A 14813-nucleotide genomic window follows, 5' to 3' on the forward strand; every position below is an offset into this window, starting at 1 on the left:
TTCTTGTAAGTCTGCCTTATTTGAATGTCCCCGGCTGTTCAGATCATTTGTCGCATTCCCCCCCTCACGTTGTCATGTCTACCCATTGGCATGCATTCGCTTTCACCGTATGTTTGTATTGTCCATTAACGACAATCAATATGGAGCAAAACAAGGCAGGTGGTTTTAGCAGCGTAGACGCATACTTGGCCACCATCACAGATAGCAAGCAAAAAGCCCTCTTGGAGCGGGTACGAACTATCATAAAAAAAGCGGCTCCCGAAGCGGAGGAAACGATCAGCTATCAAATGCCAGCTTACAAGTACCACGGCATGCTTGTTTACTTTGCCGCATGGAAAAACCATTGGGGACTGTATCCTGCAAGTGCAGCTATCAAGGAGACGTTCAAGGAGGAGCTGGCGGCATATAAACAGACAAAAGGGGCTATCCAATTTCCTTGGGGTGAGCCGCTCCCCGAAGGGCTCATCACCCGCTTGGTCAAGAAACGAGTGGAAGAAAATCTGGAGGCGGCAAGACTTAAGACCGCAAAAAAAGCTAACTCGAAAAAATAATCATTCATTTTTAACAAAAGACATCATGGAAAAGCGCATTTCAAGCCAGAAGATCACCCCAAACCTGTGGTTCGATAACCAAGCGGAAGAAGCAGTTAATTTTTATACGTCGGTTTTCAAGGATTCCAAAATAGGAAGGATCACCCGTTATACGAAGGATGGGATTGAACAACACCAACAACGTGTCGGTTCGGTGATGACGATCGAATTTATCATCGAAGGACAGGAATTTGTAGCCCTCAACGGCGGACCAATCTTTACGTTCAATGAATCGATCTCGTTCATCGTCAATTGCGAAACTCAAGAGGAGATCGATTATTATTGGGGAAAACTCGCGGAAGGCGGAGATGAATCTGCACAGGTATGCGGCTGGCTCAAGGATAAATTCGGTGTTTCATGGCAGGTAGTTCCCGCTATATTGAACGATATGGTGCTCGACCCAGATCCCGCCAAGGTAAGTCGGGTATTACAAGCCATGTTTCAAATGAAAAAGCTGGATGTTACCCTGCTCAAAAAAGCGTATGACGGCAGGTAGCACCAGGTAGGTCCTGTGAATTACGCAACAGGCAACGAATAATACTTTCATTCCAATTTATATGCTGTTTGTCATTGATCGGGTAATGCATCAGCCCCGTCCGCTGTGTCTGGACGCAAACGACGAGATCCATACGCTCGCCGGTGGCGACGTCGTGTTGCGGGTATTGACGCAGGGCGACGCGGATGCATTTCATGGATTATACGCTCAAATCGGACTATACGGCTACGATAATGATCTGTTTGCCCCGGATGATACTCCTGATAGCTTTACGCAGCGGATCGTCTCAGGCTGCGAAATGATATGGACTGTCCGCTTGGCTAACCATCCGGGTAGGATTGTGGGTGATTGTGCGCTGCACCATTGGGATAAGGAAACGAATGAAATCGAGTTTGGAGGATCTTTGCTCCCGGCGTATCGGGGACAAGGAATCATGGCCGGTGCCTTTTCGCTAATTACCAGATTTGCAAAGGATAGGTATGGCATCACCGCAATCACCTGTAACACTTCTGCCGCTAACCACGGGGCTATCCGGTTTGCAGAAAAGATGGGGTTCAAAAAAACGGCTCCGGCGCATCAAACGGTCTCCTTGAAAAAACACCTATAACTGGCGGTGCTTACCTGTGCGCCAATATTGTTGATAACTTTTTTAGTAAAATAATCTAAATATTTTGGTATTAAAATTTCATTGCTTATTTTTACTAAAAAAATTAGTGTTATGTCCACATTGTTCCAGCATGCTTTTGCCTATCACCTGTATGAGTACCTGTTAATTATCGAGCCTGCCGATCATACACAAAAAGCGATACAGGCATTCAAGCGATATTTCCAAAAAAGCCATCGGTATCACAACGCAATCGTTTCAAAAGGGCACATTACGCTGATGCGGTTCTTCCAGTATGAAAGCTTTGAAAAGCGGATCATCCAACGGTTGCAGCAGCTCGCCGATTGCATCCAGCCATTCGATATCGAATTACAGGATTTTGGCAGCTTTGGCCATACCATATATGTGGATATAAAATCGACTGATCCGATACGCCGGCTCGTGGCCATGCATCGGCAAGAGCTTCGCCCATTGCTAAATAGATCAAAGGATTTGGCACCCTATTTCGTGACAAAACCACACGTTACGATCGCTCGTAAACTCACCCCAGCCCAAAATGATGCCATCTGGCCGATTTGGAAACGCACGCGCTACCACGATACCTTCCGCGCAAAAAGTATGGTGTTGTTGCGGCGCACGGCAGGGACGCTGGGTTATTCGACCGTCAGGAAATTCGATTTTTTAGGGCTTTCCCCCTTTGGTACCCAGGGAAATTTATTTGCGTAATCCCCTTATCCGATTTTCAATGCCAGCTCGTTGCCATACATCATTTTGCGCAGATTATTGAGCGCGTAGCGCATTCTGCCCAGTGCGGTGTTGATGCTTACTTCGGTGACATCGGCGATTTCCTTAAAGCTCATGTCGCCGTAATGCCGCATGATAAGCACTTCTTTTTGATCATCCGGAAGGAGTTGTATCATCTTTCTCAGATCCCTGTGCGTCTGTTCCCGGATCATCCGCGTTTCCGCACTTTCATCGGCAAAATGGAGCACATCGAAAATATCAAAGCCATCGCTGTTGACAACCACCGGGGTGCGCCGTTCCTTTCGATAGTGGTCGATCACCAGGTTATGCGCGATACGCATTACCCAAGGCAAGAATTTGCCCTCTTCGTTGTACCGACCGCTTCTAAGGGTATTGATCACTTTGATAAAGGTATCCTGAAAAATGTCCTCTGCAAGATATTCGTCCTTCACCAATAAATAAATGGATGTGTATATTCTAGATTTATATCGGTCTATCAAAACCTCCAAGCCCGTCTCGTCACCAGATACATACTGACGGATGAGCGCTTGGTCTGTTCGTTGTTCAAGCTTCATAATACGCTACTTTCACTTTTACTATTTTCAACAAATAAGTAATTCTCCGTGTAGTCGTATCTCCTATAGCGCGTCTCCTATTAATGGTTTGATCAGCCAAAAAAAAACAAAAATTTCAGAATTTCAAAGCTTTTGTTCTATTTTAACTTTAATGAAGGGGATAATGAGCTTTAATGTAACAAAAGTGCCTTGTTTCATCGCAGAAACAAGGCACTTTAATGCTCATGTGTATTACTTATACAGCGGGAACTCCGCCATCAGCATCTTCACTTTATTGTGGATTTTGCCCAGCGCTGTGTCATCGTCGTGTTTTAGAAGCGCGACGTCTATCATCTCGGCAATTTCCAGCATCTGTTCTTCCTTGAGCCCGCGGGTCGTAATGGCGGCTGTACCCAAACGGATACCCGATGTGACGAATGGCGACTTATCGTCAAACGGTACCATATTTTTATTGATGGTAATGCCCGCTTTGCCGAGTGCCGCTTCGGCGGCCTTTCCGCTGATGCCTTTGTTACGGAGATCGATCAGCATCAGGTGATTGTCTGTACCTCCGGATATAATCTTATAGTCTTTATCTACAAACACCTTTGCCAGGGCGGCGGCATTCTTCTTCACTTGGATAATATATTCCATGTATTCTTCACTCAGCGCTTCGCCGAATGCGATGGCTTTGGCCGCAATGATGTGTTCCAGCGGACCACCCTGCGTGCCGGGGAATACCGCCAGATCCAGCAGGGATGTAATGCTGCGGATCTCACCCTTCGGTGTTTTAATCCCCCATGGGTTTTCGAAATCCTTACCCACCAAGATGAGCCCGCCACGCGGACCACGCAGCGTTTTGTGGGTGGTGGTCGTCACCACGTGACAATGCGGGAGCGGGTCGGTGAGCAATCCACGGGCGATGAGCCCGGCAGGGTGCGAAACATCGGCAACCACCAGCGCGCCGATTTCGTCAGCCACCTGGCGGATGAAGGCATAGTCCCAATCACGGGAATACGCTGATGCACCACAGATGATCACCTTTGGTTTTTCTTGCAGGGTGATTTCTTCCAATTGCTTGTAGTCGATCAAACCGGTTTCTTTATCCACGCCATAAAATAGGGGCGAATATAATTTGCCGGAAAAATTGACCGTAGCACCATGGGTAAGGTGTCCGCCATGGGAGAGGTCAAAACCTAAAATCTTGTCACCGGGTTGCAACAGGGCCAGAAACACGGCCGCATTCGCCTGAGCACCTGAGTGTGGCTGTACGTTAGCCCACTCGGCATTGAACAGCTGTTTTGCGCGTTCGATGGCAATGGTTTCTACTTCGTCCACAACTTCACAGCCACCGTAATACCGTTTTCCGGGCAGGCCCTCGGCATACTTGTTGGTCAGTACGGAGCCCGCTGCCTCCATCACCTGCTTGCTCACGAAATTTTCCGACGCGATGAGTTCGATGCCCTCTTCCTGGCGCTTGAGCTCCTGGTTAATTAACTTAAAAATGGTTTCGTCCCTTCTCATTATGGTACAAAGAATTGAATGTTAAAAAGTTGCGCAAAGATATAAACTTGGATGCAATATTCAACCTTCCAACTCACTTTTGATGGTTTTAACGGCGAGCGCATACGGACTTTCATCCAATGTGGCGATATGCGCGAGCACAACCTCGCTAAACACCTTCGCACCGGCCGATGCTGGCAGTCCCGCTCCTGCATTGCGTATCAGCGCCACGGTGTTATCCTTTAACTGTTTGACGATGGACCACGCAGCATCGCTCACGTACAGCTGCTGGGTGATATTGTGCTGGTATTCTGCACGGATCTCGTTGACCAAGAGCTGCTGGAAATCAGCGGCGCTCAACCCCGGTTCATGCACCCGAAGCAACAGATTGCTCGGGTTGATCCGTTCTGCAAACAGCACCAGCCGTTCATAGGCCTGCAGCCGCAGCGGCTGTAATTCCTTCCGCGCGGCATGCCGTTCTTCCAATAGTTTGAGCCGGAATACATGGTTATTATATTTGGTCCAATACATCCAATTTGCCACACCGATGATCACGCACCCGGCCAGGATATATTTAAGCAAATCGATCAAGAATAAGGCTATGTCCATTATCGTTTGTTTATGGAACGTCAAAATCCACGTCTTCCTGCAAAAGTGGGGAATTTTATGTATTTTTGTATGGTTTGAAATTAATTAATCGAAAGCGGATGAGTACAGCAACACTTTCAACTTCGGCACCGTTGACACTAACACCTGGGGCGATCAAAGAGCTCAAAAAGCTGAAAGAACAACAGGAAATATCGGATGATTTCGGTTTGCGGGTAGGTGTCGAGGGTGGTGGATGTGCGGGGATGAATTATCTTTTGGGCTTCGACCAAAAGAAAGAAGGTGACTCCGAGTACAGCATCGAGGGGATACGGATTTTCATGAATAAAGCACACGGTTTATACCTTGCCGGCATGGAAATCGACTTCAAAAACGGCCTGGATGCTCGTGGCTTCGTCTTCAATAATCCCAATGCGACCAGCACCTGCGGATGCGGAACGTCGTTTTCGGCGTAATTTGTTGGCTAACGATAACGTTTTATATCATGCCGCTTTGAGAAACCTCAAGCGGCATTGTTATGCAAATTCCAGTTTCGGAGTGGTCACTACCCCCTACCAACGATTCAGGCGGCTGCAGACGAAACCTAGGAATTGGAAGCAACGCGAACCGATTCCAGTTTCGGAGCAGCAATTATCCCCCCATCCCTACCAATGATCCAGGCGGTTGCAGACGAAACCTAGGAATTGGGAGAAACGCGAACCGATTCCAGTTTCGGAGCAGCCGCCTGAATCAAACCTTTCCTTTTACCTTTCGTTCTAATTCCCTATCTTTGCAACCTCATTTTTGAACTCAAACGATTGATGTACAAGGAATATAAGCAGCTCAATTTATCCGAAATAGGCAAGGAAGTATTGGCCCGGTGGCAAGCAGAAGGCATCTTTGAAAAAAGCATTACCCAACGTCCCGCCGAGAAGCCATATACCTTTTATGAGGGTCCGCCGTCAGCCAATGGTATGCCCGGCATCCACCATGTCATGGCACGCGCCATCAAGGATATTTTTTGCCGCTATAAGACCCTTAAGGGCTACCAGGTAAAACGCAAAGGGGGCTGGGATACCCATGGCCTGCCCATTGAACTGGCCGTGGAAAAAACCCTTGGCATCACCAAAGAAGACATCGGCAAAACCATATCTGTGGCCGACTATAATGCCGCATGCCGCCGGGAGGTGATGAAGTATACCGATGTGTGGAATGACCTCACCGAAAAAATGGGCTATTGGGTCGATCTGGAGGCCCCATACATCACCTATGAAAACGAATACATCGAAACGCTGTGGTGGATACTGAAGGAACTGTATACGAAAGGCTTGCTTTACAAGGGATATACGATACAGCCCTATTCTCCGGCCGCGGGCACGGGGCTCAGCTCCCACGAACTCAACCAGCCCGGCACCTACAGACCGGTGAAGGATACGACCATCGTGGCCCAGTTCCGCATCAAAAAGGACCAAGTGCATCCCGCCATGCCGGCACTCTTCGAAGATGAAAACGAGGATACAGCTTTCTTGGCCTGGACGACCACCCCGTGGACCTTGCCTGCTAACAGTGCGCTGGTCGTGGGCAAAAACATCCGCTATGTCAAAATACGCACGTTCAATCCATATACCTTTGAGCCCGTTAGCGTGGTGCTGGCCAAGGACCTGATCAGCCGGTATTTCAAACCCGAGGGACAAACCATCCCTTTAAGAGACTACCAACAGGGAGATAAAATCATCCCCTGGGAAATCCGGGCGGAGTTTTCGGGAACGGAACTGGTCAACTTGCGGTATCAGCAGTTATTGCCTTATGTCAGCAACGAGGAATTGGAGCAGAAGGCCTTCCGTGTCATTGCAGGGGATTTTGTGACCACCGAGGATGGCACGGGTATCGTACATTCGTCGGCTACCTTCGGTGCCGATGACTTCCGCGTGAGCAAGGAAAACGACGTACCGGGGGTCTTCGTGAAAGACGAGAATGGCAGAGATGTCCCCATCGTTGACAAACGGGGCCGCTTCGTCAAAGAGATCGGTGAATTCGGCGGGCGTTTCGTCAAAGAGGAATATTACAGCGACGAAGCGCGCAATGCCGAGGGTTTCAAGCCCACCGACGTGCTGATCGCCATCAAGCTGAAAGAAGAAAACAAGGCCTTTGAGGTCAAGAAATACGAGCACAGCTATCCGCATTGCTGGCGCACGGACAAGCCGGTGCTGTACTACCCGCTGGACAGCTGGTTTATCCGTACCACTGCCGTGAAAGATGAATTGGTGGCCCTCAACAAGACCATCAACTGGAAGCCGGAGGCCACCGGTACGGGCCGCTTCGGTAACTGGCTGGAAAACCTGGTGGACTGGAACCTCTCGCGCTCACGCTTCTGGGGCACACCCCTACCGATCTGGCGCAGCGAGGACGAAAATGAGGAAGTCTGCATCGGATCCATCGAAGAGCTGAAAGGCCGTATCGAAAGCAGCCTGGCTTCCGGTGTGCTCAACGATGATGAGAAAGCCAAGCTCCAGGAATACTTGAATAAATTCGGCACCGATAAACTGGACCTGCATCGCCCTTATGTGGATGATGTGGTCCTGGTATCCGACGCCGGGCAGCGGCTCTACCGTGAGCCGGACCTCATCGATGTGTGGTTTGACAGCGGCGCCATGCCGTTTGCACAGTGGGGATTGGATCAGGAAAAACTGGCCACAGGCAGTGATACACCATTCAAAGCCGGTTTTGAGGGAGCCTATCCCGCAGATTTCATCGCCGAGGGGGTAGACCAGACCCGTGGTTGGTTTTTCACCCTGCATGCCATCTCGACCATGCTGCGGCACTCGGTAGCGTTTAAAAATGTGGTATCTAACGGACTGGTCTTGGATAAAAACGGCAATAAAATGTCCAAGCGGTTGGGCAATGCCGTAGACCCCTTTGCAACGATCGAAAAACACAGCGCCGATGCTACACGCTGGTACCTGATCAGCAATGCCGCGCCCTGGGACAACCTCAAGTTCAACGAAGAAGGATTGGAAGAAGTGCGCCGCAAATTTTTCGGCACGCTGTATAATACCTATGCGTTTTTCGCTTTATACGCCAATATCGACAAGTTTGCTTATCAAGAAGCCGACTTGCCCATCGCCGCACGTCCGGAAATCGATCGGTGGATCATTTCCCTGCTTAACAGCCTCACCCAGGAAGTGGATGGCTATTATGCGGATTTCGAACCGACCAAGGCTGCCCGCGCCATACAAACGTTTGTGGATGAGCACCTGAGCAACTGGTATGTGCGGCTTTGCCGCCGCCGCTTCTGGAAAGGCGAATATACCGACGATAAAATTTCGGCTTATCAGACACTCTATACCTGCCTCAATACCATTGCCAAGCTCATGTCGCCCATCGCGCCGTTTTTCAGTGACCGCTTGTATCTCGATTTGAACAGCGCAACAGGCAGGGAGCAAGCCGAATCGGTGCACCTGGCCGATTTCCCGGTTTACCATGCCGATCTGGTAGACAACGCATTGGAAGAGCGGATGGCACTTGCGCAGGACGTGTCTTCATTGACGTTATCGCTTCGCAAGAAAACGGGCATCAACGTGCGGCAGCCGCTCAATAAAATCCTATTGCCGGTGCTTAGCGACAATTTCCGGAGCCAGGTAGAAAAAGTGAAAGACCTCATCCTGGCTGAAACAAATATCAAGGAAATTGAGTTCATCACGGATACGTCTGGCATCATCAAAAAGAAAATCAAACCCAATTTCAAGGCCTTGGGACCTAAAGTGGGCAAGGACATGAAATTGGTTGCCGATGCCATTCAGGCGCTTTCGCCAGCCGAGATCGCTACCTTCGAACGCGAAGGAAGCATCGCCATACGCAATACGCCCTACGTGATACAGCTATCTGACGTCGAAATCATCGCGGAGGATGTGGCCGGCTGGCAGGTCGCTAACCTGGGCGCGCTCACGGTGGCCCTGGATATCAACATTACACCGGAGTTGAGACATGAGGGAATTTCCCGCGAGTTGGTCAATCGCATACAGAACCTCCGTAAGGAGCGCGGGTTGGCGGTTACCGACCGGATAAAAGTAAGTTTGAGTAATATCCCAGACATAACTGCGGCGGCAGAACGTAATTTATCTTATATTCGCACGGAGATATTGGCAGACTCTTTGATATTTGAGGATACCTTCGCGATGGGTGACACCATCGAGATCGGTGAACAGGAATTGAATGTTTTAATTGAAAAAGTGTAACATATGGCAAATAGTGAAAAAACGAGGTATAGTGACGTAGAATTGCAAGAATTCAAAGAAATTATCCTGGATAAGCTCCGTGTGGCCAAAGAAGAGCTGTCAGCTTTGACCAAATCGTTAAACAGCAGTAATGGCAATGGCACTGACGATACGGCAGGGACATTCAAAACATTGGAAGATGGTTCCGCTACGTTAGAGAAAGAGCAGACCAATCAGCTGGCTGCACGCCAGAAAAAGTTCATCGACAACTTGGAGGCTGCATTGGTACGCATCGAAAATAAGACTTACGGCATCTGCCGTGAAACGGGCAAATTGATACCGAAAGAACGCTTACGTGCCGTGCCGCATACGACGCTCAGCATGGAAGCTAAAATGAAGCAATATTAGACCAGCAATCGGGCTGTTAGCTAACACCATGAAAGGTTATACCAAACCCGTTATACTGATTATATCAGTACTCCTGATAGACCAGTTGGTCAAGCTGTGGATCAAGCTCAACATGACGCTTGGGCAGGAGTACAACATCATAGGAGATTGGTTCATCATCCATTTCACCGAAAACAATGGCATGGCTTTCGGACTGGAATTTGGTGGTGAAGCGGGCAAATTGGCCTTATCGCTCTTCCGTATAGCGGCCGTTATCGGTATCGGATATGGTTTGCATTACATGGTCAAAAAGAAGTACCACCGCGGCTTCATCCTCAATGTGGCACTGATTTTCGCCGGCGCGATGGGCAACATCATCGACTCCACCTTTTATGGCGTTATCTTCAGCGAAAGCACCTGGTTTGACAAAGCCCGTCTATTCCCTGCTGAAGGTGGCTACTCCAGCTTCCTTCATGGCAAAGTGGTCGATATGCTGTATTTTCCCATCCTGAAAGGGCATTTTCCGGCGTGGCTGCCGGTATGGGGAGGCGAGGATTTTCTATTCTTCCGGCCGGTATTCAACATCGCCGATTCGGCCATCACCGTGGGCGTGGCGCTCATCCTGATTTATCAAAAACGGTATTTCAAGGAAGAGGTGATCGAACCCGAAAGCTACAATAGTGAGGTGGTGGAGGATTGATTATTTATGCGCGGCTATTGCCGCGCATAAATAATGATATCAAACGTCATAAGTCGTCGAGGAGGTTTCTCCGCCCCGGCCGGTCCAATTGGTATGGAAAAATTCACCGCGGGGTTTATCCAACCGCTCGTAGGTATGGGCGCCGAAATAATCCCGTTGCGCCTGTAGCAGGTTGGCCGGCAGCCGCTCGCAGCGGTAGCCATCGTAATAAATCAGTCCCGCGCTGAGACACGGTACCGGTATACCGTTGGTCACCGCTGTCGCGATCACGTTCCGCCATCCGCGCTGTGCTACCTGTATTTTCTCTTTGAAGAAGTCGTCCAATATCAGATTGGGCAATCCGGGATTTTTATCAAACGCTTCTTTGATTTTCCCCAAAAACGCCGACCGGATAATACAGCCTTCGCGCCACATCAAGGCGATGCTTCCATAGTTTAGCTCCCATCCATATTCCTTAGCGGCCACGGCCATCATCTGAAAGCCCTGTGCGTAGGAGATCACCTTGGCAGCATACAGTGCATCCCGCAGGTCGTCGATAAAGGCCGTCCGGTCGCCGTCGAACGCCGGGACCGGTCCTTCTAGCACCTTGGAAGCAGCCACCCGCTCCTCTTTCAAGGCCGAGAGGCACCGGGCGAATACCGACTCCGCAATCAGCGTCAGCGGCACACCCAGGTCCAACGCCACGGTTCCCGTCCACTTACCGGTTCCTTTTTGTCCTGCGGTATCCAGGATTTTATCCACTAGCGGAAGGCCGTCCTCATCCTTGAACGCCAGAATGTCCCGCGTAATTTCAATCAGGTAGCTATCCAATTCCCCGTCGTTCCACTCTTTGAACACCTCATGCATCTCATCGGGTGTCATGCCCAGCACCTCTTTCATGATGTGGTAGGTCTCGTTGATCAACTGCATATCGCCGTATTCAATGCCGTTGTGCACCATCTTGACAAAATGCCCCGCGCCCCCATCGCCGACCCAATCACAGCAGGGCGTGCCGTCGGCTACCTTTGCGGCGATCGACTGGAAAATCGGCCTGATCGCAGGCCATGCCGCTTTCGATCCCCCGGGCATGATGGACGGTCCCAAGAGTGCCCCTTCCTCACCGCCGGATACACCGGTACCGATATAAAGCAGCCCCTTGCTTTCCACATATTTCGCGCGGCGCTCGGTATCCGGGAAATGCGAATTGCCCCCGTCGATCATGATGTCGCCCGGCTCCAGATGCGGGATCAGCAGTTCGATGAAATCGTCCACCGGCTTACCGGCCTTGACCATCAGCATGATCTTGCGGGGACTTTTAAGGGAATCCACCAAATCCTCGATGGTGGTGGCCCCATAAATGTTCTTTCCTTTTGCCCGTCCATTGACAAAACGTTCCACCTTATCCACCGTACGGTTGTAAGCAGATACATGAAAGCCTTTGCTTTCCATGTTCAAGATGAGATTTTCTCCCATTACGGCGATACCAATGACGCCTATATCAGATTTTTCTTGCATAGCTATATTTTCGGATTCCGCTCCCAAAGTTATACTTTACGTATTAGGAAAAAAGACAAAAATGGAAAAATGTGATTATTGTGATGGCCGGGAATCGAAATTACAACAGAAACTGTATTTTAGCGGTCGTACAAAACCCGATGTTGCATGAAGACGTTCCGTATCTACGGCTTTTTGATTATCCTAGGGCTTTTCGCCAATTGCTCCCAATCGTTGATCGCCCAGCAAAACCCCGTGTTTCCGGGCTGGTATGCCGATCCGGAGGGCATCATCTATGGCGACCGCTTTTGGGTGTATCCCACCTATTCCGCACCTTATGAAGAGCAGGTGTTTTTCGATGCCTTTTCCTCGCCCGACCTTGTCCACTGGACCAAGCATCCGGTGATCATCGATACGGCAGCAGTCAAATGGGCCAAGCGTGCCATGTGGGCGCCGGGTGTGTTGGAGAAAGGTGGCAAATACTACCTTTTCTTTGCGGCCAATGATGTGCATGAAGGCGAGGTAGGCGGCATTGGCGTGGCCGTGGCCGATAAGCCCGAGGGACCGTTCAAAGACCTGCTGGGCAAGCCGCTGATCAATGCGATCGTCAATGGCGCACAGCCCATTGATCAATTTGTGTTCAAGGACAGCGATGGTACGTACTACCTATATTACGGTGGCTGGCAGCATTGCAACATCGTCAAGCTAAATGATGATTTTACCGGCCTAGTACCGTTTGATGATGGCGAAACCTACAAAGAGGTGACACCGGAAGGCTATGTCGAAGGGCCATTCATGTTCACCCGCAACGGCAAATATTATTTCATGTGGTCTGAAGGCGGCTGGGGCGGTCCGCATTATAAAGTGGCTTATGCCATAGCGGATAGTCCGTTCGGGCCATTCAAACGTGCAGCCACCATCCTGGAGCAAGATCCCGAAATCGCCACCGGCGCGGGCCACCACTCGGTCATCCAAATCCCGGGCAAAGATCAATGGTATATCGTGTACCATCGCCGCCCGCTTGGCAAAACAGGCGCCAATGAACGGGCCACCTGCATCGATGAGATGCACTTTGACGAAAACGGCCACATCCTACCCGTCAAGATGACTCATACCGGTGTAAGCTATCCTTTGGGGGCAACTGGTACATACTAACATTAATTTCCAAAAGTGATGACTGAACGTGCAAGTCCGAAAACAATGAAGATACTCGTTACGGGAAGCAATGGGCTACTGGGCCAGAAGATTACCGACCTGGCGCTTAACGACGATACGGTTGAGCTGATTGCGACTTCCCGGGGTGAAAATCGCCATCCCGTCAAAAGCGGTTATCGGTATATCGACTTAGACATCCTCGATGGGCAGCGGCTCAGGGAAGTCATCGCCGAGCAACAGCCCGATGCGATTATCAATACGGCCGCGATGACCAATGTAGATACCTGCGAACATGATCCCGAGGGCTGCCAGAAACTGAATGTAGATGCCGTTGCGCAGTTGATATCCTTGTCCGAAGCCTTCGGCATCCACCTGATCCACCTGTCTACCGATTTCATTTTCGATGGCGAAGACGGGCCCTATGCAGAGGATGCCCCCCCCAATCCGCTAAGCCTGTATGGCCGGAGCAAATTAGCAGCCGAGCACCTCATCCAGCAGTCCAGCTGTAAATGGGCTATCCTACGCACCATACTGGTATATGGTGTGGTGGCCGATATGAGCCGGAGCAATATCGTCCTGTGGGCTAAGGGAGCATTGGAAAAAGGGCAACCGCTCAAGGTGGTCAACGACCAATGGCGGATGCCGACACTGGCCGAGGACCTAGCCAATGCATGCCTCCTTACCGCCATCAAACAGGCCGAGGGTATCTATCACATCTCGGGCAGCGATCTGTTCGCCATTCACGAATTGGTTGCCGCTGTGGCCGATTTCTGGGGATTGGACAAGTCATTGATCACCGAAGTGAGCTCCGCGACGCTGAGCCAAGCCGCGCCGCGGCCCAAGCGGACAGGATTCATACTCGATAAAGCCCGCAAGGTATTGGGTTATCAACCACATGATTTTGAAGAAGGGCTGGCCGTCGTTGACCGGCAGCTCAAAAAATAATCCCATCTTTGCAGCATGAAACCTGCCATATCAGCGCCTTACGCAAAAGGCGATGAAAATGCAGGTTCCATGAGGCCATTAAAAGACAAATAATTTACGAATGACACAAAAGTTTGCCCGCGAATCATATACCATCATGAACGAACTGGTGCTCCCTAACGACACCAACACGCTAAACAACCTGATGGGCGGCCGGCTGCTTCACTGGATGGATATTGCCGCTGCCATCTCTGCTCAAAAACACTGCAACCGCATCGTGGTAACCGCTGCCGTAGACAACGTATCCTTTAAGCATCCAGTAAAATTGGGCGATGTCATCAGTATCGAAGCCAAAGTAACACGGGCATTTACCACTTCTGTGGAGGTGCGGCTTACCGTATGGGCACAGAATATTCCTTCAGGCACGAAGGTCAAGTCAAACGAAGCGTATTATACGTTTGTCGCGATCGACGAGCACGAGCACACGATCAACGTACCTCAGCTTATCCCCGAGACCGAGGAAGAACAGAAATTATTCAACGAAGCGCTTCAGCGCCGTCAACTCCGGCTCGTATTGGCCGGCAAACTCAAGCCAAAGGACGCCAAGGAACTTCAAAACCTGCTGCTTACCTTCTCCGCGGAATAACCAATAGGACAACGCCAGCCAGTAATAGTATACCCCCCACATAGGGCGGCCAATTGACCTGTTCCTGTTTATCAGCCGTGATCTCCACTGAGCCGATATCCACCACTTTTTCCTCGCGTGTAAACGAAAAGCCGGTCCACACGAGCATGACTGCTCCCAGAACGATCAAGATAATGCCAACGGTCCTTGCCATACGGTTTGTTTTATCGTATGCAACAACGACCGTTGGAAAATGTTT

General features: G+C 50.2%; 16 protein-coding genes. 11 read left to right on the forward strand and 5 right to left on the reverse strand.

The genetic code is table 11. From position 1 onward, the window contains the following. Positions 1-140 precede the first annotated feature (140 nt). From ACMGDE_RS10860 to ACMGDE_RS10875, 4 genes are all read left to right on the forward strand, one after another. Complete coding sequence (locus ACMGDE_RS10860) at positions 141-551, forward strand: iron chaperone (protein ID WP_436832809.1); 411 nt, start codon at positions 141-143, stop codon at positions 549-551. Between the two features lie 25 nt (positions 552-576). Continuing rightward, the gene (locus tag ACMGDE_RS10865) at positions 577-1086 is read left to right on the forward strand and encodes a VOC family protein (protein ID WP_436832810.1); all 510 of its coding nucleotides are present in this window, start codon (positions 577-579) and stop codon (positions 1084-1086) included. A gap of 61 nt (positions 1087-1147) precedes the next feature. Further along, positions 1148-1693 carry a GNAT family N-acetyltransferase gene (locus ACMGDE_RS10870; RefSeq protein WP_436832811.1) on the forward strand — a complete coding sequence of 182 codons (546 nt, stop codon included), beginning with the start codon at positions 1148-1150 and terminating at the stop codon, positions 1691-1693. Between the two features lie 111 nt (positions 1694-1804). Then, positions 1805-2416, forward strand: a complete 612-nt coding sequence (locus ACMGDE_RS10875) for a 2'-5' RNA ligase family protein (protein ID WP_436832812.1) — start codon at positions 1805-1807, stop codon at positions 2414-2416. Positions 2417-2421: 5 nt separating this feature from the next. On the opposite strand, the gene ACMGDE_RS10880 is transcribed toward ACMGDE_RS10875, so the two are convergent. From ACMGDE_RS10880 to ACMGDE_RS10890, 3 genes are all read right to left on the reverse strand, one after another. Further along, on the reverse strand, positions 2422-3009 hold the full coding sequence (locus ACMGDE_RS10880) for an RNA polymerase sigma factor (protein WP_436832813.1): 588 nt from the start codon (positions 3007-3009) through the stop codon (positions 2422-2424). A gap of 231 nt (positions 3010-3240) precedes the next feature. Then, positions 3241-4512: a serine hydroxymethyltransferase gene (glyA, locus tag ACMGDE_RS10885; RefSeq protein ID WP_436832814.1), complete on the reverse strand. Its 1272-nt coding sequence runs from the start codon at positions 4510-4512 to the stop codon at positions 3241-3243. Between the two features lie 60 nt (positions 4513-4572). After that, the gene (locus tag ACMGDE_RS10890) at positions 4573-5100 is read right to left on the reverse strand and encodes a DUF7935 family protein (protein WP_436832815.1); all 528 of its coding nucleotides are present in this window, start codon (positions 5098-5100) and stop codon (positions 4573-4575) included. Between the two features lie 98 nt (positions 5101-5198). On the opposite strand from ACMGDE_RS10890, the gene ACMGDE_RS10895 reads away from it, so the two are divergent. From ACMGDE_RS10895 to ACMGDE_RS10910, 4 genes are all read left to right on the forward strand, one after another. Beyond that, entirely contained in the window at positions 5199-5552 is a 354-nt protein-coding gene (locus tag ACMGDE_RS10895; protein WP_436832816.1) for a HesB/IscA family protein, read from the forward strand. Positions 5553-5897: 345 nt separating this feature from the next. Continuing rightward, positions 5898-9311 (forward strand): isoleucine--tRNA ligase, encoded by a 3414-nt coding sequence (ileS, locus tag ACMGDE_RS10900; RefSeq protein WP_436832817.1) that lies wholly within the window; start codon positions 5898-5900, stop codon positions 9309-9311. A 3-nt stretch (positions 9312-9314) separates the two neighbouring features. Next, positions 9315-9698, forward strand: coding sequence for a TraR/DksA family transcriptional regulator (locus ACMGDE_RS10905; RefSeq protein ID WP_436832818.1), 384 nt, complete (start codon positions 9315-9317; stop codon positions 9696-9698). A 28-nt stretch (positions 9699-9726) separates the two neighbouring features. Beyond that, positions 9727-10377, forward strand: a complete 651-nt coding sequence (locus ACMGDE_RS10910) for a lipoprotein signal peptidase (RefSeq protein WP_436832819.1) — start codon at positions 9727-9729, stop codon at positions 10375-10377. 39 nt (positions 10378-10416) lie between these two features. On the opposite strand, the gene gnd is transcribed toward ACMGDE_RS10910, so the two are convergent. Next, a complete protein-coding gene (gene gnd / locus ACMGDE_RS10915; protein WP_436832820.1) occupies positions 10417-11871 on the reverse strand; it encodes a decarboxylating NADP(+)-dependent phosphogluconate dehydrogenase in 1455 nt (484 codons plus the stop codon). A 147-nt stretch (positions 11872-12018) separates the two neighbouring features. Between gnd and ACMGDE_RS10920 the strand changes: the two genes are divergently transcribed. From ACMGDE_RS10920 to ACMGDE_RS10930, 3 genes are all read left to right on the forward strand, one after another. Continuing rightward, positions 12019-13005 carry a glycoside hydrolase family 43 protein gene (locus ACMGDE_RS10920; protein WP_436832821.1) on the forward strand — a complete coding sequence of 329 codons (987 nt, stop codon included), beginning with the start codon at positions 12019-12021 and terminating at the stop codon, positions 13003-13005. A gap of 45 nt (positions 13006-13050) precedes the next feature. Continuing rightward, positions 13051-13950 carry an SDR family oxidoreductase gene (locus ACMGDE_RS10925; protein ID WP_436832822.1) on the forward strand — a complete coding sequence of 300 codons (900 nt, stop codon included), beginning with the start codon at positions 13051-13053 and terminating at the stop codon, positions 13948-13950. Positions 13951-14050: 100 nt separating this feature from the next. After that, complete coding sequence (locus tag ACMGDE_RS10930) at positions 14051-14575, forward strand: acyl-CoA thioesterase (protein WP_436832823.1); 525 nt, start codon at positions 14051-14053, stop codon at positions 14573-14575. Here ACMGDE_RS10930 and ACMGDE_RS10935 read toward each other — a convergent pair. Next, the gene (locus tag ACMGDE_RS10935) at positions 14556-14768 is read right to left on the reverse strand and encodes a hypothetical protein (protein WP_436832824.1); all 213 of its coding nucleotides are present in this window, start codon (positions 14766-14768) and stop codon (positions 14556-14558) included. The two genes, ACMGDE_RS10930 and ACMGDE_RS10935, sit on opposite strands and share 20 nt — an antisense overlap. Positions 14769-14813: the final 45 nt, after the last annotated feature.

This window comes from Parapedobacter brassicae (assembly GCF_051400755.1).
Lineage (GTDB): Bacteria > Bacteroidota > Bacteroidia > Sphingobacteriales > Sphingobacteriaceae > Parapedobacter.

Coding starts and splice junctions, on each gene's coding strand:
- ACMGDE_RS10910 (WP_436832819.1), top strand. CDS start 9,727: ATGAAAGGTTATACCAAACCCGTTATACTGATTATATCAGTACTCCTG.
- glyA (WP_436832814.1), bottom strand. CDS start 4,512: ATGAGAAGGGACGAAACCATTTTTAAGTTAATTAACCAGGAGCTCAAG.
- ileS (WP_436832817.1), top strand. CDS start 5,898: ATGTACAAGGAATATAAGCAGCTCAATTTATCCGAAATAGGCAAGGAA.
- ACMGDE_RS10895 (WP_436832816.1), top strand. CDS start 5,199: ATGAGTACAGCAACACTTTCAACTTCGGCACCGTTGACACTAACACCT.
- ACMGDE_RS10875 (WP_436832812.1), top strand. CDS start 1,805: ATGTCCACATTGTTCCAGCATGCTTTTGCCTATCACCTGTATGAGTAC.
- ACMGDE_RS10870 (WP_436832811.1), top strand. CDS start 1,148: ATGCTGTTTGTCATTGATCGGGTAATGCATCAGCCCCGTCCGCTGTGT.
- ACMGDE_RS10890 (WP_436832815.1), bottom strand. CDS start 5,100: ATGGACATAGCCTTATTCTTGATCGATTTGCTTAAATATATCCTGGCC.
- ACMGDE_RS10930 (WP_436832823.1), top strand. CDS start 14,051: ATGACACAAAAGTTTGCCCGCGAATCATATACCATCATGAACGAACTG.
- ACMGDE_RS10920 (WP_436832821.1), top strand. CDS start 12,019: ATGAAGACGTTCCGTATCTACGGCTTTTTGATTATCCTAGGGCTTTTC.
- ACMGDE_RS10935 (WP_436832824.1), bottom strand. CDS start 14,768: ATGGCAAGGACCGTTGGCATTATCTTGATCGTTCTGGGAGCAGTCATG.
- ACMGDE_RS10880 (WP_436832813.1), bottom strand. CDS start 3,009: ATGAAGCTTGAACAACGAACAGACCAAGCGCTCATCCGTCAGTATGTA.
- ACMGDE_RS10865 (WP_436832810.1), top strand. CDS start 577: ATGGAAAAGCGCATTTCAAGCCAGAAGATCACCCCAAACCTGTGGTTC.
- ACMGDE_RS10860 (WP_436832809.1), top strand. CDS start 141: ATGGAGCAAAACAAGGCAGGTGGTTTTAGCAGCGTAGACGCATACTTG.
- ACMGDE_RS10905 (WP_436832818.1), top strand. CDS start 9,315: ATGGCAAATAGTGAAAAAACGAGGTATAGTGACGTAGAATTGCAAGAA.
- gnd (WP_436832820.1), bottom strand. CDS start 11,871: ATGCAAGAAAAATCTGATATAGGCGTCATTGGTATCGCCGTAATGGGA.
- ACMGDE_RS10925 (WP_436832822.1), top strand. CDS start 13,051: ATGAAGATACTCGTTACGGGAAGCAATGGGCTACTGGGCCAGAAGATT.